General features: G+C 64.1%; 16 protein-coding genes. 6 read left to right on the top strand and 10 right to left on the bottom strand.

What is annotated here, in order from left to right; genetic code table 11:
• Window positions 1–30: 30 nt before the first annotated feature.
• The 3 genes from DK366_RS04545 to DK366_RS04535 all read right to left on the bottom strand — a co-directional run bounded on the left by DK366_RS04545 (window position 31) and on the right by DK366_RS04535 (window position 3,734).
• On the bottom strand, window positions 31–1,149 hold the full coding sequence (locus DK366_RS04545; protein ID WP_232820907.1) for a BamA/TamA family outer membrane protein: 1,119 nt from the start codon (window positions 1,147–1,149) through the stop codon (window positions 31–33).
• A 252-nt stretch (window positions 1,150–1,401) separates the two neighbouring features.
• A complete protein-coding gene (locus DK366_RS04540) occupies window positions 1,402–2,304 on the bottom strand; it encodes a DUF2950 domain-containing protein (protein WP_109124351.1) in 903 nt (300 codons plus the stop codon).
• A gap of 11 nt (window positions 2,305–2,315) precedes the next feature.
• Complete coding sequence (locus tag DK366_RS04535; protein WP_109124350.1) at window positions 2,316–3,734, bottom strand: DUF3300 domain-containing protein; 1,419 nt, start codon at window positions 3,732–3,734, stop codon at window positions 2,316–2,318.
• 234 nt (window positions 3,735–3,968) lie between these two features.
• Between DK366_RS04535 and DK366_RS04530 the strand changes: the two genes are divergently transcribed.
• The 3 genes from DK366_RS04530 (at window position 3,969) to DK366_RS04520 (ending at window position 6,392) form a co-directional block, all read left to right on the top strand.
• Window positions 3,969–4,817 (top strand): hypothetical protein, encoded by an 849-nt coding sequence (locus DK366_RS04530; RefSeq protein ID WP_109124349.1) that lies wholly within the window; start codon window positions 3,969–3,971, stop codon window positions 4,815–4,817.
• Window positions 4,818–4,851: 34 nt separating this feature from the next.
• Complete coding sequence (locus tag DK366_RS04525) at window positions 4,852–6,021, top strand: hypothetical protein (protein WP_109124348.1); 1,170 nt, start codon at window positions 4,852–4,854, stop codon at window positions 6,019–6,021.
• A 155-nt stretch (window positions 6,022–6,176) separates the two neighbouring features.
• Complete coding sequence (locus DK366_RS04520) at window positions 6,177–6,392, top strand: rubredoxin (protein ID WP_109124347.1); 216 nt, start codon at window positions 6,177–6,179, stop codon at window positions 6,390–6,392.
• 308 nt (window positions 6,393–6,700) lie between these two features.
• Here the strand turns inward: DK366_RS04520 and DK366_RS04515 are convergent, their stop codons facing one another.
• Both DK366_RS04515 and DK366_RS04510 read right to left on the bottom strand, forming a co-directional pair.
• Window positions 6,701–7,633, bottom strand: coding sequence for a DUF2950 family protein (locus DK366_RS04515; protein ID WP_109124346.1), 933 nt, complete (start codon window positions 7,631–7,633; stop codon window positions 6,701–6,703).
• A gap of 43 nt (window positions 7,634–7,676) precedes the next feature.
• Window positions 7,677–9,083, bottom strand: coding sequence for a DUF3300 domain-containing protein (locus DK366_RS04510; protein ID WP_109124345.1), 1,407 nt, complete (start codon window positions 9,081–9,083; stop codon window positions 7,677–7,679).
• Between the two features lie 496 nt (window positions 9,084–9,579).
• Here DK366_RS04510 and DK366_RS21370 point away from each other — a divergent pair, with 496 nt between their 5' ends.
• The gene (locus DK366_RS21370; RefSeq protein WP_198651420.1) at window positions 9,580–10,683 is read left to right on the top strand and encodes an AraC family transcriptional regulator; all 1,104 of its coding nucleotides are present in this window, start codon (window positions 9,580–9,582) and stop codon (window positions 10,681–10,683) included.
• 156 nt (window positions 10,684–10,839) lie between these two features.
• On the opposite strand, the gene DK366_RS04500 is transcribed toward DK366_RS21370, so the two are convergent.
• The 5 genes from DK366_RS04500 to DK366_RS04480 all read right to left on the bottom strand — a co-directional run bounded on the left by DK366_RS04500 (window position 10,840) and on the right by DK366_RS04480 (window position 17,946).
• Window positions 10,840–12,147: an AMP-binding protein gene (locus DK366_RS04500; protein ID WP_109124528.1), complete on the bottom strand. Its 1,308-nt coding sequence runs from the start codon at window positions 12,145–12,147 to the stop codon at window positions 10,840–10,842.
• Window positions 12,148–12,392: 245 nt separating this feature from the next.
• Entirely contained in the window at window positions 12,393–12,965 is a 573-nt protein-coding gene (locus tag DK366_RS04495; RefSeq protein WP_109124344.1) for a Sua5/YciO/YrdC/YwlC family protein, read from the bottom strand.
• On the bottom strand, window positions 12,966–15,491 hold the full coding sequence (locus DK366_RS04490) for a DNA topoisomerase I (protein WP_109124343.1): 2,526 nt from the start codon (window positions 15,489–15,491) through the stop codon (window positions 12,966–12,968).
• 82 nt (window positions 15,492–15,573) lie between these two features.
• Complete coding sequence (gene dprA, locus DK366_RS04485) at window positions 15,574–16,743, bottom strand: DNA-processing protein DprA (RefSeq protein ID WP_109124342.1); 1,170 nt, start codon at window positions 16,741–16,743, stop codon at window positions 15,574–15,576.
• Between the two features lie 81 nt (window positions 16,744–16,824).
• The gene (locus tag DK366_RS04480) at window positions 16,825–17,946 is read right to left on the bottom strand and encodes a LysM domain-containing protein (protein ID WP_109124341.1); all 1,122 of its coding nucleotides are present in this window, start codon (window positions 17,944–17,946) and stop codon (window positions 16,825–16,827) included.
• Window positions 17,947–18,135: 189 nt separating this feature from the next.
• Here DK366_RS04480 and def point away from each other — a divergent pair, with 189 nt between their 5' ends.
• Both def and fmt read left to right on the top strand, forming a co-directional pair.
• Window positions 18,136–18,645 carry a peptide deformylase gene (gene def, locus DK366_RS04475; protein ID WP_109124527.1) on the top strand — a complete coding sequence of 170 codons (510 nt, stop codon included), beginning with the start codon at window positions 18,136–18,138 and terminating at the stop codon, window positions 18,643–18,645.
• Entirely contained in the window at window positions 18,642–19,562 is a 921-nt protein-coding gene (fmt, locus tag DK366_RS04470; RefSeq protein ID WP_109124340.1) for a methionyl-tRNA formyltransferase, read from the top strand. The genes def and fmt overlap by 4 nt, the downstream gene beginning before the upstream one ends.
• Window positions 19,563–19,650: the final 88 nt, after the last annotated feature.

The following is a 19,650-nucleotide window of genomic DNA, read 5'->3' as shown; positions in this document are numbered from 1 at the left end:
TGAAGCCGGGCGTCCCCCGCCCGGCATGGTTCACCGCCACGCGCTTCCCACCTGGATGTAGTAGGCGTGATCGCCTTCGCTCCAGGCCCAGTCGAGACCCGCATACAGGCCCAGTGCGCGCGCGATCAGATACCGAAACCCGACGCCTTCGGCCGTGTGTGTATCGGCGTCGCCGAAGTCGATCGTTCGCCCCCATGCCCTGCCCGCTCCACCGAAACCAAGCAGCGCCCAGCGCGGCGTGAAATTCCAGCGAAGCTCCGCTTCCAGCATGCCAACGTTCTGGTTCTGGTAACGCCCGTACGCGATGCCACGAAGATCGATCGACGGCTGCTGGTAGAACGGCGCATCGCCGCGCACGGACCGATAGTCCACGCGCGTGCCCAGCACCCATTGCGGACTCAGCTGGAAGTAGCCGTACGCGTGTGCGCGATAACTCTGGAAGGTGTTGTCGCTGCCGAAGGCCGGCGCGTACTCGGTGGCTTCCAGTCGCCATAACCAACCCTTGGACGGCGTCAGCGTGTTGTCACGGGAGTCCAGGCTCAAGCCCAGCCCCAGGCCGGAGGCTTTTTGGGCGAAATCCTTGGGCTGGAAATACTGGTTGTCACTCTGGATGTTCAAGCGACTGTCCAGATCCATGTAGATCCATCGCGCCGACACGAACAAATCGCTCTTGCCCAACCGCATGGATACCTGCTGGTACGAAAACACGCCATCGAGGTTGTAGCCGATCTTGCGCGGCTCCAGCAGCAAGCCTTGCGTGTAGTAATCCAGATTGACCGATGTCTTGCCCAACACTCCCGCGTACCGCCAGGTGTCGTCCTTGAAGTGAAACGAGCCGCCAGCGCCGTAGCCCCATGTACCGTTTTCCGTCTTGAACGCAGCGGCCCCGTAGATGTCGGGAGGAAGGCGATCACCGCTCTCCTTCGATGCCTCCGACTGCTTCGGCTGGTGAAAGAACACCGCAGCCAGTCCACCGCCATTGCCCACGGCCGGCTCGGTAATCACGATAGGAACAAGCAACGCGCCCTTGTGCTTGAGCAACCAACCCGACATGTCGATGTGGTTGTCTTTCGGGTCCTTGAAGTTGCTCCACCACGACGCCTTGGCATCGGTGTCCTTCGCGCTTTCTGCGGGAGCGGTGGGAGACAAGGGATTGGATGCTGTTGACCCAGACGATGCTTCTTGCGCATGCGACAAGGCACTTGCCAGCAGCATGCCAGACAGCAAGACGCCCAACCCGCCCGTGCGCCCCATCGCCGATGCCCCCGTGTCGCGGCGAACATCACCGCCCCTGGACGAACTGTGCCCAACGGTTCCACACGGCGACAGCGCAAATACTCGGCTTTGCGCTACGTAAATCCACCTAGACAGCAAGAGCGGGCATTCATCCTCCGCCCTGCATCAATTGGCCGGGGCGACGTCGACTTCCTTCCAGCTGCTGTCGGGGTCGAAGGTTTTCATCGACTGCGCGATGCTCGCGCCGTTCTTGCCGAGGTCCTTCTCGAAGACCTGGCCGTCATGGCTAACCATGAAACTCATGACGCCTGTCTCGCCATACTGCGCGGGCCACGCAACAAGGGCGAAGCCATTGGTCATGCGGCCCTTCACCTCATAGTTGTACGCACCGCCGGGAGCGGACGGTCCCTGTGCGGTGAGAATACGGTAGTGGTAACCGTAGTAACCCTCACCCGGTTTGACGTTGGCAAAGCTGTCGCCGAGCGGACTTTCCGGCTCGTTGCCACTGGTTTCCCAATACAGACCGTCGTGCTTGCCGGGCGTGCTGAGGAATTTCTGCGCGTATTGCAGCACCTTGTCGCCATCGCGATCTTCCGAGGCGTAGTCGCGTTGCGCGTCGTAATACGCCAGCATGGCCTGCTGCACCGCGAGCTCGTTTTCGCCGATATGCCGCGTGCGAATTTCCTGCTGCGCGCTGGCCAGGTCGAAGTGCCAACCTTCCTTGCCCTGCACCATGGGCAACGGCAGCACCCAATTCTCCGAACCGACTTCAAGGTGCGTCTTGCCATCGGCCGTGTCGATCTTGTGGCTTTCGTCGTAACGCTTCAGGAAAAGATCCACGTCTTCCTGATGGATGCCCTCGGTAGGAATGTAGTCCTTCCAGTTGTTGCCCAGAACCTTGGCCAGTGCGGCCTGGTCGTGGGCACGTACGGCCTGCACGAAAGCCGTGGCCGCCGCGTCCGCCGTGGGATAGCTCGCCTGTTGCGCAAGCGCAGCGCCGCAGACCAGCACACAGGCTCCGACCAGAACGGCAGCCGCCAGACGATGGATCTTGTGAGTGCGAGTCATGCCCTGGCTCCTCAACGACGGTGGAACCCGCCGCCCGCGCGGCTGGGAGCGGGACGGGACATCTGCCGGCCTGCGGCCGCTCCGCCACCATGGTAGTTCGACATCGAGCGCTGGCTCGCCTGCCCGCGATTGAACTGTCCGCTGGAGCCACCGGGTGAACGCTGGCCACTGACTGCGTTGTTCCTGGGCCCAGCGGATTCGCGATTGCCTCCGCTGAAGTTGCCACGCGTTTCGCCACCGATGTTGCCGCGGATCTGGCCACCGATCTTCCCACGCTCCTGGCCAGCATTCCCGCGTTGACCGATGTTGCCGCGATCCACGCCCTGGCCGCCTCGATTGCCACCTGCCGGTCGATTCAACGCGGCGCCCGTTTCACCCGCACCACGACGTGCGGCCATGGACGAGCCGTTGTTGGTCGAACGATCGAAGCTTTGCAGTGCACGTTGACGATTGGCGTCATTGCCACCGCGGAATTGCTGGCGTTGCGCTGCACCGCCCACACCCTGCCCGTAGCGCTGGCGACTGCCGTTGTCGCGATAAGGCGTGCCGCGCCGGAAATCGGGGTTGTGATTCCAGCCCACGTTGCCGTTGCCGCTGATGCGATGGTTCACGTTGATGTTGTTGTAGCGATTGACATTGATGTTGACGTCGTTGTGTCCCCAGTCGAAGCCACCCCACAACGAGTTGGAAATCGCGATGCCCGCGCCGAAGGCGAGACCTGCAGCGAGACCCGACGCCACCGGGTACGCATACCCCGGCGGTGGCGGCCAGTAAGGCGGCGGATAGCTGGGATACGCCCACGTGCCGTACACCACCGTGGGGTTGTACGTGGGCACGTAAACCACTTGAGGGTTGCTCGGCTCGATCTGGATCACCGTGGTGCCGGCGCTGGAACTGGGCGGCGCCTGTTCCACCACCACCTTCTGCTGATCGTTCGACTTGAGGTTGCCGGCCTTCTGCGCCTGCGCGCGCAAGCGCTGCACGGACGCCATGACGTCATCGGGTTGCGCAAGGAACGCATCGCCTACGTTCTGCACCCATTCGGGCTGCTGCTTCATCTGGGCCAACACCTGGGGAAACGCGACCAGCGACTGCACACTGGGGTCCCACGGCTGGCTGGACACCTGTTTCACCGCGTCATCGCCCTGCGTCTTGGGATGCGCGGCCGACCACGCCGCGGCATCGGCGACGTTGCTCGGATAAGTGCAAGCCATCAGTACCTGCGACAGCAGCGCATCCGGATACAGGGCCACCGGCGCAAGCATCTGGTCGAGCTGCTGGTTGTTGTAGATCTTCTGTTCCGCTTGCGTGCTTCCCTGCGCGCCAGCCGGGGCGTTCTGCGCAGCCAGCGGCATGACCATGCCCAGCGGCGCGCACAACAAGCACAGCAGGCAGGCTCGCCAGATTCCGTGTTGCCTTGTCGTCTTCATGGTGCTGCTCCCATGCAGCTCACTCGCTCATATCAGCTTGAGCCTTCATGCAACGGGTTGACCACTGCATTTATGCGGAAGCAATTCCAGTAAAACTACCTAGGCGGACAGTTACGCGTCAGCCTGAACACCGATGCCCGTAGATTTACCGACTCACGCTAGGTAGTAGTTCGCTGGGCCAAGGACGTAAGCGGCACGACCATATCCGGGACCACCCAAGAAAGGATGCAAGCCATGTCCCGCGTCGCGTTCACACGCACTGCCACCTCACGTGTCGCCATGTGCGCAGCCATCCTGGCCTGCCTTGCTGCAACCACGGCGAAAGCCGATACGCCCGATTATTGGGACGGTGACTGGCACGGCAGCATCCAGCCGTATGGATGGCTGCCCGGCATCAGCGCCCAGACCCGGTATCAGTTGCCCAACGGCGGCGGCACCGTGGATTCGAAGACGAACAAAAGCATTTTTGATTACCTCAGTGGCGCCTTCATGATCGACGGCACCGTTCGCAAGGGCGACTGGGGCTTTTACGGCGACTTCGATTGGGTGAAGTTCTCCAACGAAAAAGGCCGCTTCGCCAGCATTGGCGGCGAACGCATCGGTGCCAATGCAAACCTCGATACGAACTGGAACATGAAAGGCGGCATGGTGAACTTCGCCGGCCTTTACACCATGGCGCATGGCCAGCAGGGTTACATCGACCTGGTCTTCGGCGTGCGTTACCTGTGGCTCAAGGGCAACCTGAACTGGAATTTCAACGCCACAGGCAACGGCGGTCGCCTGGACATTGCCAACAGTGGCCACCTCAACAACCAGACGCATGTCACGGACGGCATCGTCGGCATCCGCGGGCGCTGGTCGCCATTCGCGGGCAGCAACTGGTTCTTCCCGTATTACGCCGACGTAGGTGCGGGTGGCTCTGACAACACGTATCAACTGATGGTTGGCGTGGCCTACGCGTTCCACTGGGGCGATATCGCGCTCAACTACCGCGACGTGGAATACAAGAAGAACAGCGGCGACGATTTTCTCAAGAGCGTGGAGCTGAGTGGGCCCGCACTTTCCCTGACCTGGCACTTCTGAACATCCACAGCTTCACCATCCGGGAGCGGCCACGGTGAGCGAAACCGAGCAGAGCATTTTCGAGGAACCCAAGCATGTTCGCGTGCTTCGCCGGCTTCGGCTGATCAAGCCCGAACACCGCGCCCAGGCACTTCGACGCGTGCTGCTCGCCGTCGGTATTGCCTGGATTCCTCTTGCCCTGCTGTGTGCCGCCCAGTCGTTGCTGAGCGGGCATGAGGAACTGGTGCTCGTCTTCCTGACCGATGTGGCAGTGCACGCGCGCTTTCTTCTCGCCGTGCCCATTCTCATCCTGTCCGAGTACATCATTCTTCCCCGACTGGATTTCACGGCGCACCACTTCGTGACGTCACGCATCATCGACGACTCGGATCGGCAACGCTTCGAAGATGCCATTCATTCCACGCGGCAACTGAGCGTGGGCATCTGGCCATCGGCGGGCATGACGATCGTGGTCTATGCCATCGCCATCGCCATTGCGGTTACCGTTAGTCCCAATCTGTTTCCTGCCTGGTACTACAGCGGTCCCGCATCGCGACTGTCGTTGGCGGGATGGTGGCACATGCTGGTCAGCCTGCCCCTGCTGCTGGGGCTGCTGCTCAGCTGGGTGTGGCGCGTAGGCGTCTGGATACGGTTCCTGCGCCAGGTGGCGCACATGAATCTTCACCTGATCGCGTCACACCCCGACAAGGCCGCGGGGCTGCAATTCGTGGCCTTCTCGCCGCGCATGTTTGCGTCATTGGCGCTGGCCATCGGCATCATCGCTGCAGGAACATTCGCCAACGAGGTGTTTCACTTCGGCCTGAATCCCACCGACCACCCGGCCACGCCCATCGTGACAGCCATCATCGTCGTGGTCATCTTCATCAGCCCGCCCCTGGTGTTTGGCCGCACGCTGCTGATGACGTGGCGGCGCGGCGTGTTCGAATACGGTGCACTGGCCAGCCGTCTCGGCATGCAGTTCGAGAACAAGTGGCTGGTTCCCGAGAGCACCGTCGATGGCGAGTCGCTGGAGAAGCCGGATTTTTCCTCCACGACGGATCTGTACAGCGTGGTGGCCAACGTCTATGCCATGCGCCCCGTGCTGTTCGACCCGCGTGCCGCCATTTCACTCGCCGTGGCGGCGCTTGTTCCTTTTGCACCCATCTGGCTGACGGTGATTCCGGCCAAAGTGATCCTGGGGCAACTGCTGAAGCTGGTGGTCTGACGGCTGGAATCCAGGCCACCGTGCGTTCTGAAAAGGAACGTGCGGACGAGCAAATGGCGTGGCTCGCAGCCACCGAAAATGCTCCCGAATCAACGCCTCGCGCACGCTACGGCTTTTGCTGATCGACGCAGGCTTCTCATCCGGGAGTAACCACCATGACCCCTGCCTGCGCTGATGGCGTGCTGTGCACCTGTTGCGGCCGACTGTACGAAGCCTCGAAGGGCTGTCCGTCCATCGGCATTCCTGCGGGCACGCCATGGGAAGACATTCCCATGAACTGGCGCTGCCCCGACTGCGGCGCCGGCAGGTCATCGTTCGAATCGGTGGAAGTGATCTACCAGAAGGCGTACTGCGTGCTCGCCGAGTTCTGAGCGGAAGCCCTTTGCGTCTTCGCACGCGAAGTACCGCGCGTTACGCATGCATGTCCGGTAGCGCGCGGGCAAATCCCTGACGACAATCACTGCCTATCGACGTCAAAGCCTGCAAGGCTGCATGGACGAACGGCCCACGCTGCGCCTGGCCGATGATCGCGCACGACGGCCTGCCGGCCGCGTGCGCTGTTTTTTGGTCTTTCGGACCCACAGTGCGTGGGGCTCAGCACCTATGCGATCTTCGAATGACCTCGCTGTGGCGGTGCCATCACTGAGCGCCGCCACAGCATGCAGCATGTCCCGCGCGCTTATTCCGCGACGGTCCAGCCGTCCTTGGGGTCGTAGGCCTGCATGGTCGCCAATTGCTTGCTGCCCGTGGTGCCGAGGTTCTTTTCGTAGAGCACGCCGTCGCGATCGATCAGGAAGCTCATGATGCCGGTATCGCCATACGCCACCGGCGTGGCGACCACGGCAAAGCCACCTGTCATCTTTCCGTTGGCCATGTAAGAGGTGGTGTTCTTGCCATCCTGTTTGGCGGCGATGACGCGGAACACATAACCATCGAAGACCTGGCTGCCTTCGGCGCACGTCGGGCACGCCTGCAGGTTGCGCAGGTTGCCCAGCGGACTTTCCATTTCGCCGTCCGCAGCAGCCCAGTAGAGACCATCGTGCGTGCCAGGCTTGCTGATAATGCGCGCGGTGTACTGATGCTCCCGCTCCCTGTAGCCCTCTTCGGCCTGCGCCATGGCGCTGACGGCGTCCATGGCCAGCAGTTCGTGGCTGCCGATGCGGCGGGCGATGATTTCATCCGTACCGGCGAGGCCGTCGAAGCGCCAACCGGCGTCGCCGTCCTTCTTCAGCGGGAAGGGATAGGCGTAGTTGTCGGCGCCGACGTAGAGCACTTCGCTGCCATCGTCCAGCATGGCCCAGCGATGCATGGCGTCGTATTTCCGCACAAAGGCCTTCTGCGCGCTCGCATCTTCGTTGGTGTCGCCGCTATGCAAGGCCGATACGCCATCCGGCCCGAGGATGGAGGCGATCATCGGATCGTCGTTGGTACGCACGGCATCCACCAACGCACGCCCGGCCTGTTCCGGCGTGGCGAAGTACTGCGGCATGGATTGGGCGAACGCGGTACCCGACTGGCATAGGCCCAGCGTGGCAGCGATAGCCATGGCGAGACCGCAAACGACACGCGGTGCAACCGTGGAGGCATGGGAGCGAAAGAGCATGGAATTCATGGTGTGCCTTCAAAGGTGAGGTTGGATGGCGTGGTGGCCGGGCTCAACGGCGTCGGCCACCGCCTTCGTGGAAGGAAGGCGCGCGCATGTGCGCCATGCTGGTGTGACCGCGGAAGCTCTCTGCGCGGCTCGAAGCGCCGTTGCCGCTCCAGCCGGAGCGCGCACGGTTGCCAGCGAAGGAATTGAAGTGGTCGGCATTGCCATCGCGCATGCCCTCGGCCTCCGGGTCGTGGCGATAGCCGTCGCCGTTGGCACCAAAACCTTCGCGCGCAGCGCCCATCGGGCCGTATCCGCCGTGCTTCCAGGTATCGCCGCCATCAGCCGGGTAACGGTTGGCCATGCGGTTGTCGTAGTGCTGCATGGCCGGACTACCCGGCGCCCACCGGCCGGAGCCGCGCGGGCCGTAGCCATCGTTGCGCCAGGTGTCGCCACCGTCAGCGGTGTACTTGTTGGCGAGATGGTTGTCGTAGCGCTGCATGGCTGCGCTGCCCGGCCGCGGCGGGCCATAACCGTAGGGGTGCGGGCCATAAGGCCACGGGCCGTGCGGGCCCGGGCCCCACGGACGGTAACCGTTGTACGAATAGCGGTTGCCGTTCCAGATGTTCACGCTCTTGTTGATGTACGTGGTGTGGTTGTAGATCACCGTGCCGCCACCACCGCCGCCCCAGTTGACGTTCCACGCGTTGAAGCCCCAGTGGAAACCACCGCCGCCACCGACGATGCCGATGCCCGCGCTGAAGCCTGCGCCCACGAACACGCCCGCGCCAAACGTCACCACGGGTGCAGCGGCGACATACGCGGGACGGTAGTAGTACGGCAGCACATAAGGCGCGCCGTACACCATGGTCGGGTTGTACTGCGGCACGTACACCACCTGCGGATTCGCCGGCTGGATCACGATGGTCTGCGGCGCCTGCTGGATCACCTGGATCTGCGGCGTCGATTTCAGCGTGCCGGCCGCCTGAGCCTTGGCACGCATCGCCTGCACCGCCACCATCACGTCGGTCGGCTGGTAGTGATACGCCTGGCCAAGGCTGGACGTCCACGACAGGTTCTGCGCCAGGTCGGACAACACGCTGGGGAATTGCGGGAGTGCCTTGACGCTGGGGTCCCAGGTTTGCGCGTTCACGGCGGATGTCAGGCTGGCGCCCGTCAGGTCGCCATGACCACTCAGCCAGTCGTTGGCCATCGACACCTGATCGGGAAACGTCGAGGCGTTGAGGCACTGGGCGACCAGGGCATCGGGGTACAACGCAATGGGCGCGACCAGTGAATCCAGCTGATCCGACGTCATCAACGCAGGTGCCGGGGCTGCAGCAGCCGCGGATGCCGTCACGGGCTGCGATGCCGTAGCCGTGACATCGTCGGCCGTCGCCTGCATGGCAGACGCGGCCAGCCCAACCGCGCATGCCATCGCGGTCAGTGCATGGGTTGTGTTCTTGCTGATCATGGGAATGTCCCGAGAAGGTGGATGGTTCCGCCGGCACGTCGTGGCGCTGCCAGTCCGGATGGCGCGCAGTGTTCCACCGGCCTCAGGGCATCACTTTCCGGATCGCACCCCCTTTTCCCGCTACGCAGGATTCATTTCGAAAACGCACGGCGCGTAGCTGTATCGCCTCCCTGGCTGCGCCTTTGGCTGGCGTGAATTTGCACCTATAGCAACGCCGGCCTGGGCCGCCCAGAACGTGAGTCATCGCCAAATACATACAATTGCCAAGGCTTCCCGCGCCATACGAGGCCGTATGCAAAACTCGTTAAAACGCTTGTTTACCCGTACAAATACGGGTTTTCCTTCCTTCGACGACAAAGAGGCATAGGCCAAATTTCTCGTTGACTTTGAAAAATTGTATGCATACGATGCGCACCGTCATGCAACATTGATCCAATCAATAGGCAATGACCGACAGGGGTCCTGATGACTTGTCCGCCTTGGGAGGAAAGGACAGATGCATCCGATCAACGCACCGAAGGCGCCGTCCATTGCCGGCCGGCACCGCATCCACCGCCACGCACAGACAACCGCGTCGCGTCACGCCCATGCCGTTCATCGCGAAAGCGACTGGCGCCGGCCGGACGTGGACGTCGAGCGCGCCGGTCATCCGGTCGTCGCTTCGCACTGGTCCGATCACCGCGCCACGCCGCGCGAACATGCCGCGCAGAGTCCGCACGGCTACTACGTGGCGAGCATCTTCATGCGCCCCACGCAGCTTGCGCTCACCACCGATGCGCAGGACGTGCACCACGGCGAACTGCGCTCGGGCAGCTTCCACATGAGCCCGCCGGGACAACAGTTGCGCGCGCGCTTTGAGTCGCCGTGTGAAATCCTGCACCTGCACCTGTCGGAAGCCTTCATGCGCCGCATGGCCGTCGCTGCCGATTCGTTGCACCTGCTGGCCAATCCGTCGCCGACGCACCTGTCGCAGGACACCGTGATCGAGCAATTGGGGCGCGCCCTGCTCGCCGCCGACGACAAGATGTGTGGCTGGCAGTACGCCGAGCGCGTGGCCGCACCCATTGTCACGCGTTATTTCCATTTACTGGCGCAAGCCCACCTGCACGGCGACCAGCCCCGTCGCATCGCCCTGCCCCGCTGGCGTTTGCAGCGCGTGCATGACTACGTGCAAGCGCACCTGGGCGAATCCGTCTCGCTGGCGAACATGGCCTCTGCCGCCGGACTGTCGTCCATGCATTTCGCCGCGCAGTTCCGCGTGGCCACCGGACAACGCCCGCACGACTACTTGCTCCAGTGCCGCATTGACCGCGCCAAGACGTTGCTGGCAACGACACAGCGTTCACTGATCGACATTGCCCTCGACGTGGGCTTCTGCACGCAGGCTCACTTCACCACCGTATTCAAGCGTTTCACGGGAACGACGCCGAACCTGTGGCGCAGGAACAATTTTCATCCGGTGGTGATGGAAGAACATGACTTGCCGGCGCCGGAGATGGCCGAGGTTCGCCCGCTGCGTGTGGTGGAAGCGCGTGTGGTTTCCAGCCAGACATCGGAAAGCCGGTATGGAAGTGAGCAATTTGCGCGGAGTGGGCTTTGAGGGTTGGGGTGTGCTCAAAGCGATAGAGACGTTGTCGCGAGCACCCGCCCCTCACCCCAACCCTCTCCCCGGAGGGGAGAGGGAGCAAAAACGCGAGGCGCTCAGCGTGTGAGGTAAAAGCTCAAGGCATTGCCAACAGAGCAGCCCGCGGCAAAGTTAAAGCAGCGCCAGCAGCGCAGCGCGCGGCAACTTGCCCGTCTCGTTGCGCGGCAGGCTATCGACCAGCTTCAGCGGTCGAGGCAGGAACACCGGGTCAACCGACTGGCGAAACGCCTCCAGGATGGCCTGCTCATCCAAACCAGGCGCAACAGCCAGCGCCGCAATGCGATGCACACCCAGCGCGTCGCCGCTCTCAAGCTGAAACACCACGCCATCCTGCACCCCAGGAATGGCCTGGAGACGGCGAGTGAGGTCACCCAGCGATGCGCGCTTGCCGGCAATGTCGAGCAAATCGGAATGACGACCGCACAGGCGGAAACGGCGACCGCCGTCGTGCAAGGTCACGATGTCGGCGAGCGTCATCGGCTCGTCCAGCTGTGGCGCGCGCACCTGCGTACCATCGGGCTGGGGATGCAGTTGCACGTCGTCGTACAGCGCCCACGGCTCGTCCAGGGCCGAGCGGCGGCTGGCGAACACGCAGGTTTCGGTGGAGCCGAATACTTCCAGCAGCGGTGCACCAAAGCGCGCTTCGGCAGCCTGCGCCAGGTCAACGGGCATCGGCGCCGTGGCAGACACCATCGCATCGATGGGTGGCAACGCTACGCCCGACTCCAGCAGTGCGCGCAAATGCACCGGCGTGGTCACCAGCACACGCGGCGCGGGCACGTCGGACAGGGCGGCAGCTACATCGGCGGGAAGCAGCGGACGACCTGCGTGGACGGCCACGTCGTCCAGCAAGGGGAGCAGCACGGACATCTCCATGCCGTACATGTGCTGCGGTGGCACGGTCGCCACCACATGGAAGTGGCGACCGACCGACGCGTGCAGCATGCGCAGGTTGCCGGTGTTGCTGGCGTTGAAGCTGCCCCACGTCTTGGGATTGCCCTTGGGCACGCCGGTGGAACCGGACGTATAGCCGATGGCCACGACCTGGTCGGCCGGCAACGAAGGAATCTCCGCCAGGCTTTCGGCCTGCGGCGGGTCCATCAGGCCGGGCAGGTGCCGGTAGTGGCTGGGCGGTGCATCCAGCGCCAGCTCGCCCAGGGCGTAGCTGCCCGGGTGCGCGGCCATCACTTCGGCCACCGCCTGCGGCGCGCGCGACGACGGAAGCAGGTTGGCCTGTCCCCGCAACGCCACCGCGCAGAACGCCACCAGAAAGGCGTAGCGGTCTTCGCACAGGTTTACCGCGGCAGGGGCCGCGGGCAGTTGCTCGGCGACCGCCTGCACGTGTGCCAGGAAGCGCGCGGCATTCACGGGCTCGCCGCGACGCCACACCACCGCACGGTCGGGCTGTCCCGCCGCCAGCAAAGGCAGGGCGAGGGCGGACCGTTCGAGCGGAAGGTTTTCAAAAACGCTGGCCAAGGTGTTCTCCGACGACTGCAGTCAGCCCCTCACGGTCCGGCTTGAGCCGTCCCGACGTGCGGACATGAAAGTAAAACCCGCGTGGTCCCCATCCTCGCGGTAGCCACTGAATCACTCCCTACTGAGAGCGTGCGGCGTGCGGAATTCGTTCATGATCGCTCGTAAACAGCGACCCGCGTCCATTCCCTTCAGGACCGGATGATAGCGCCCGAGAGTGCGTCACGAATGGTCGTGGGTCGCAGCTGTTCGCCCACGGGCGCATCCAGCAGGCCGTCCAGTGCGGCACCGAAGTAGCCTGCCGCCACATCCGCACTGCGGGCCGGCGGCTCACCATGCGGGTTGGCGCTGGTGGAAACGAGGGCGGCGCCATACGCGCGGCACAGCGCAGCGGCGGGCTCGTGGGCCGTGACGCGCAGCGCGATGCCGGCATGTGCGCCCGCCACCCAATCGGGCACGGCCGCCGAGCGCGGGAAAATCCAGGTGTGGGGACCGGGCCAGCTTTCGCGTACCTGGGCCAGCACCTCGGGCGGCACGGCATCCAGGTCGATATAGCGCTCGACCTGGGCAAACTCTGACGCGATCAGCAGCACACCCTGCGTGGGCGGCCGCTGCTTCAGCGCGAACAGCCGCTCGAATGCGTCCCGGTTATGCGGATCGCACCCGAGGCCGTAAACGGCCTCGGTGGGATAAGCCAGCACGCCGCCCTCGCGCAGCAGCGCGGCGGCGGCGTCAAGGTCGGCCAGCGTGAAGCGCGCCGTCACTTATGCGTCCGCCGGCTTCTTCGTGGTTGCCTTCTTGGTGGCCGACTTGGTGGCCGTTTTCTTGGCCGTCGCCTTCTTTGCCGCGGTCTTCTTGGTCGCAGCCTTCTTGGCGGTCGTCTTCTTGGCGGCCGTCTTGGTCGTGCTCTTGGCGGCAGCCTTCTTCGCCGCCGGCTTCTTCTCGGCAGCGGCCTTCTTGGCCGCCGTCTTCTTGAAGGCGCCGCGCCCCTTCTTCACCGGCGCAGCCGCAAGCAACTCCACGCACTGCGCTTCGGTCAGTGCCTTCGGCTCCTGATCCTTCGGAATGCGCGCGTTCTTTTCGCCGTCGGTGATGTACGGGCCAAAGCGGCCGTTGAGCACCTGAATGCCGTTGCCGAAATCCAGGATGATGCGGTTGGCGAGCATCTCCAGCTTTTCCTGCACGATCTGCAGGGCGCGCGGCAACTCGATGGTGTACGGGGCGTCTTCGGCCTTGAGCGAGGCATACGTGCTGCCTTGCTTCACGAACGGACCGAAGCGGCCCACGCCCACGCTCACCTCATCGCCGTTCTCGGCCTGGCCGAGCTTGCGCGGCAGCTTGAACAGCTCCAGCGACTCTTCCAGCGTGATGGTGTGCATGCTCTGGCCGGGACGCAGGCTGGCGAACTGCAGCTTCTCGTCCGTGTCCTTGTCACCGATCTGCGCGTACGGCCCATAGCGACCCAGGCGCACCGATACCGGCTTGCCGGATTTCGGATCGGTACCGAGTTCACGCGCGCCGGTGGCTTCGCTGCGATCGACCGATTCGGTTTTCTCGTCCACCTGCTGCTTGAACGGCTGCCAGAAGCGCTCCATCAGCGGCACCCACGCCTCTTCGCCACGGCTCACCGCGTCCAGCTCGTCCTCGAGCTTGGCGGTGAAGTCGTAATCGACGTACTGCGTGAAATGCGCGGTGAGGAACTTGCTTACCGCGCGGCCCACGTCAGTCGGCTTGAAGCGGCGGCTGTCGAGGAACACGTATTCGCGATTGAGCAGCACTTGGATGATGCTGGCGTAGGTCGACGGACGCCCGATGCCGTGTTCTTCCAGCGTCTTCACCAGGCTCGCTTCGGAATAGCGCGGCGGCGGCTCGGTGAAGTGCTGGTCGGCGGCGATGTCCTGCAGCGCCACGCGTTCACCCACGTCGAGCTTGGGCAGGCGGCGGCCTTCGTCGTCATCGTCGGCCGTCTTCTGGTCGCGACCTTCCTCGTACACGGCGAGGAAACCCGGGTCGACCACGGTGGTGCCGGTGGAACGGAAGGAGGCGGCGCCACCCTTCACGTGCGGCACGGCAAATTCCACCGACACGGTGTTGAGCGTGGCGTGGATCATCTGGCAGGCGACGGTGCGCTTCCAGATGAGTTCGTAAAGCTTGCGCTGCTCGTCGTTGAGGTACGAAGCGACTTCGCGCGGCGTGCGCATGGCCGAGGTCGGGCGAATGGCTTCGTGCGCTTCCTGCGCGTTCTTGGACTTGGACTTGTAGGTCTGCGCGTGATCCGGCAGCGCCTTCTTGCCGAAGTCGCGCGTGATCAGCTCGCGCAATTCGCCCAGCGCATCTTCGGACAGCGCCACCGAGTCGGTACGCATGTAGGTGATGAGGCCGACGTTGCCTTCGCTGCCGAGCGACACGCCTTCGTACAGGCCCTGCGCCACTTTCATCGTGCGGCTGGTGGAGAAGCCCAGCTTGCGCGCGGCTTCCTGCTGCAGCGTGGAGGTGGTGAACGGCGGCGCCGGACGACGCTTGCGCTCCTTGCTGCTGACGTCGCTGACGGTGAGGTGGCCGCGCGCGGCTTCCTTCAGCGCGTGACGTGCCGCCAGCGCGTCGTGCTCGTTGGTGAGATCGAACTGCTCGAACTTCTTGCCGTTGAGCTGCGTGAGGCGCGCGCTGAAATCACCCTCGGGATGATGCAGCGACGCTTCGATGGTCCAGTACTCGCGGGCGATGAAGGCTTCGATCTCTTCCTCGCGCTCCACGATCATGCGCAACGCCGGCGACTGCACGCGGCCCGCGGACAGGCCGCGCTGCACCTTGCGCCACAGCACCGGCGACAGGTTGAAGCCCACCAGGTAATCCAGTGCGCGACGCGCCTGCTGCGCATCCACCATGTCCAGCGACAGCTGGCGCGGCGCCGCCACGGCGGCCTTGATCGCCTTGGGCGTGATCTCGGAGAACACCACGCGGTGGAGCTGCTTGCCCTTGGTCAGGCCGCGCTCCTTCAGGATCTCGCTGATGTGCCAGGAGATGGCTTCACCTTCGCGATCCAAGTCGGTCGCGAGATAGATGTCGTCGGCCACCTTGGCTGCCTTGGCAATGGCGTCGACGTGTTTCTCGTTGCGGTCGATGACCTCATAGGCCATGGCAAAGCCGTTCTCGGGGTCCACGGCCCCTTCCTTCGGCTTGAGGTCACGCACGTGACCGTAGGAGGCCAGGACCTGGAAGTCCTTGCCGAGGTATTTGTTGATCGTCTTCGCCTTGGCCGGCGACTCGACGATGAGCAGGTTCTTTGCCATGAAACTCGCTATCCGCCATCGGTGGCCGGCCTATCCGGGCCGGCTTCTTATATTTAGTTAAAGGCATGGCGGCCTGACGACGTCAAGCTGAACCATGTGAAAGCGCGCTGCACGTCGACTTTCGCCAGCCCGGCAACCGTTGATACCGATTGCCTGCAAGCGCTTCGACCCTGCCCGCCAGCTCCAGCATCAGCAGCGATGCCGCAAGCTCAGCGACAGGTTGATTCATGGAAGCGGCCAGTGCCTCGAGTGCGATCGGCTCGTGCCCGAGCGCTTCGAGCAGAGCCTGCAACGCCGGATCGGCCTCCGCGACGACCTCATCAGTGGGTTCGCAGCCGGCTTTTTCCAACCGCGCCGCCAGCTCATGCCCCAGTGCGACAGCCGCTGGCGCAAGCACTTCCACGATATCGCTCGCCGTTTCGACCAGCCGCGCACCGTCCCGAATCAGCCGGTGGCAGCCTTGAGCGAGCGGATTATGAATGGAACCGGGCAAGGCGAACACCTCACGTCCCTGTTCGACAGCAAGACGGGCCGTGATGAGGGAACCTGACTTCACCCCTGCCTCCACCACCAGCGTGCCCAGCGACAGGCCGGCGATGAGCCGGTTGCGGCGTGGAAAATGATCGATGCGCGCCGGTGTACCGGGCGGAAACTCGCTGACCAGCACCGCCTCCTCCGCCAGGCGCCGCGCCAGCGCGTGATGCTTGGGCGGATAGACGCGATCCAGGCCGGTGCCCACCACGGCCACCGTGGGCAGCCCCTCATCAAGGGCAGCGACGTGCGCTGCGCCGTCGATGCCGTCGGCCATGCCACTGGTGATGACAAAACCCGCGCGGCCCAGTTCCTGCGCGAAGGCGCGGGCATGCGTGCGTCCGCTTACCGTCGCGCTGCGCGCACCGACGATGGCCAGTTGAGGGTGCAGCAAAAGGCCGGCCTGGCCCCGCACGAACAGGGCCACCGGCGGCTGCGGAATGGTTTCCAGCAGCGGCGGGAAGTCTTCGTCCGAGCACAGCAGAAGGCGGCACCCCGGCTGTTCCAGCCACGCGAGGTCGGCATCGAGCCGTCGACGATCGGGGCTCAACAGCCAGCGTCGCGTGTCATCCGGGAAGTCCTGCGCTTTTGCGCGCAGCGCATCCAGCACCGCATCGGGTTGTCCGCCATGCAGATTCAATTGTTCGCGCAGGCCGCCGGGACCCAGACGCGGCGTGCGCAGCAACGTGAGCCACGCGAGAAGGGAGGAAGGTGTCGTCATGACCACCCAGCCTAGGCGTGGCGCAAAAAGAAACGGCGCGGTGGTGACCGCGCCGTTCTGTCGTCCGATGCCGCTGGATGCTTATTCCGGCAACTCGAGCCGGTCGCCCTTATGCACCGGCCGCAGCCCGTCCATGATCAGGCCGTAGCTGACGCGGTCAAACGTGCGGAACACCATCACGTGACCCACGAACTCCTGCGGCAGCGTCACCGACTTGCCGGTGCCACGGTTCCAGCTGTTGCTGGCCACGTCGTCCGGAATGGATTCGCCGGGCTGGTAGATCGAGTAGGTCTGGCCATTGTCCACGCCATCCTGCGCACCGATGTTCAGCGCCACCACCTGGTGCGGACCCACGGCGTCGTAGGCGTCAGTGAAGGCGATGACGCGCGGATTGGCCGGCAGCGACTTCGGGGCATGCGGGTAGTAATAGGCGTCGTACGCCTTGTCATCCACCGGGATCAGGCGGTCGCCCTTGTTGATCTCCATGGTGGAGTCCAACAGGAGCAGGGTGCTCGGATCGCCCGTGCGCAGCACTTCGGCCGTGCCGATCACGGTCACTTCGGTGCCCAGATCCTCGCCCTTGCCGTAGTGGCCGTCATTGCGGGTGTCTTCGTACCAGGGCGTGCGGACCAGCGACACGTTGCTGTCCAGCGGATGCGCCACCAGGTCACCACCACCGTTCTTGCCGCCATTGAAGTTGCGGAAGGTCTGGGTGGGACGCACGATCGCATAGTGCTGGCCCGGCTGGGCCTGCAGGTTGCGGGCGTATACGTTGCGGCCCACGGTGCCGCGCAGGTCGGCTTCCTCGAAGCCCACCACGTACGGCAGTGACTTGACGTCGTTGGTGCCCAGGACACGCAGGTCCTTCAGGAACGTCTGCAGCTGCCCCAGCGGAATGGCCGGAATCGCATCGCCCTCGGCACGCACGCGCGGCTGCAGGCCAAGGCGCGGGCCATTGGCAAAGGCAAGATTCAACACATCGCCGGGGTAGATGAGGTGCGGGTTCTGCACCTGCGGATTGGCCTGCCAGATCTCAGGCCACAACCACGGCTTGGAAAGGAAACGTGCGGAGATCGCCCAGAGCGTGTCGCCCTTTTTCACCGTATAGGTATCGGGATGATCGGCACGCAATTGCGCGCCCGCAGCGTAAACAGCGACCGTGACCAGCATGCCGGCCAGCAGCCCAATGGACTTTCTGATCATAAACGGGATTCCCCCATCCCCCGACGCTCGGGCGAGTGTAACCGAACAACTTGTTCACGCAACCATGACCAGTTGGCAAAACGGCATGCCAGACACGGGCTTGGCGGCGTACAATAAGGATCATTCTAGATGCGCACCGGGCTTGGTTTTCACCGATTCGCCCGCATTTTTGGCGCCGAGGTAAAAGCCATGTCCGTTCTGACCATTCTCGAATTTCCCGACCCCCGCCTGCGCACCAAGGCCGAACCCGTGCGCGAGTTCGACGCCGAACTGAAGCAGTTCGTGGCCGATATGTTCGAGACCATGTATGACGCCAATGGTGTCGGCCTGGCGGCAACCCAGGTCAACGTGCACAAACAGGTGCTGGTGGCCGACATGAGCGACGAGCGCAACGAGCCAATCGTGCTGATCAACGCGCAGATCCTGGAAAAGGATGGCGCGCAGGTCTACCAGGAAGGCTGCCTGTCGTTCCCCGGCATCTATGCCGACGTGCCCCGCGCCCTCAAGGTGAAGGTGAAGGCCAACGACGTGGACGGCAACGAAGTCGTGCGCGAATTCGAAGGCCCGCTGGCCGTGTGCGTGCAGCACGAGATGGATCATCTCGCCGGCAAGGTGTTCGTCGATTACCTCTCGCCGCTCAAGCGCTCCATGCTGCTCAAGCGCATGGAAAAGCAGCGCAAGCAGGCGGCGACCGCTTGAAGCTCCGCGTCGTTTTCGCGGGCACTCCCGAATTTTCCGTCCCCTGCCTTGAAGCGTGCCGCGCCAGCGGCGCCGAGGTGGTGGCCGTCTACACGCAGCCGGATCGTCCGGCCGGCCGGGGCCGCAAGTTGACGCCGAGCCCGGTGAAGCAGGCGGCCATCGCCGCCGGTATCCCGGTGGAACAGCCCGAATCACTCAAGTCCGAAGCGGCACGCGCCACGCTGGCCGGCTACGACGCGGACCTGATGGTGGTGGTGGCCTACGGCCTGATTCTTCCGCGCAAGGTGCTGGCCATGCCTCGCCTCGGTTGCTGGAACGTGCATGCCAGCCTGTTGCCGCGCTGGCGCGGGGCGGCGCCCATCCAGCGCGCCATCCTGGCGGGCGATGCCGAAAGCGGCGTCGACCTGATGCAGATGGAAGCGGGCCTGGATACCGGTCCCGTCCTGCTGGAACGGTGTACGCCCATCAGTCGCGACGACACCGGCGGCACGCTGCACGACCGTCTTTCCGCGCTGGGCGCGGATGTGCTCACCGAAGGCCTGTCCCGCGTGATGGCCGGCGAAACACTCACGCCTCACCCGCAGCCGGACGAGGGCGTCGTCTACGCGCACAAGCTCGACAAAGCCGAAGCGCGGCTGGATTTCACCCGTACGGCCATGGAGCTGGAGCGCCAGGTGCGTGCCTTCGATCCCTGGCCGGTCGCCGAAGGCGATGTGGCCGGCGAAACGCTGCGCATCTGGTCGGCCCGCGCCGTGGAAGGCAACGGGGCTCCAGGTTCGGTGATCGGCATGAGCCGCGATGGCATCGACATCGCCTGCGGCGAAGGCGCCCTGCGCGTAACAGCATTGCAGCGTTCCGGCGGCAAGCGCATCACCGCTGCCGATTACCTCAATGCACTGAAGCCGCGAAACGGCTGATGCCCGTCATTCCGGCGCATGCCGGAATCCAGTGCGAGGGCGGTTGGACGTCGCGCGGCGTCCATCAAGACGTTGCCAGCACCTCGCC

Origin of the sequence: Dyella sp. C11 (assembly GCF_003121485.1) — a bacterium.
Taxonomy (GTDB): Bacteria; Pseudomonadota; Gammaproteobacteria; order Xanthomonadales; family Rhodanobacteraceae; genus Dyella.
Note: the sequence above shows the minus strand (reverse complement) of the source record. Positions and strands in the feature narration are given on the sequence as shown.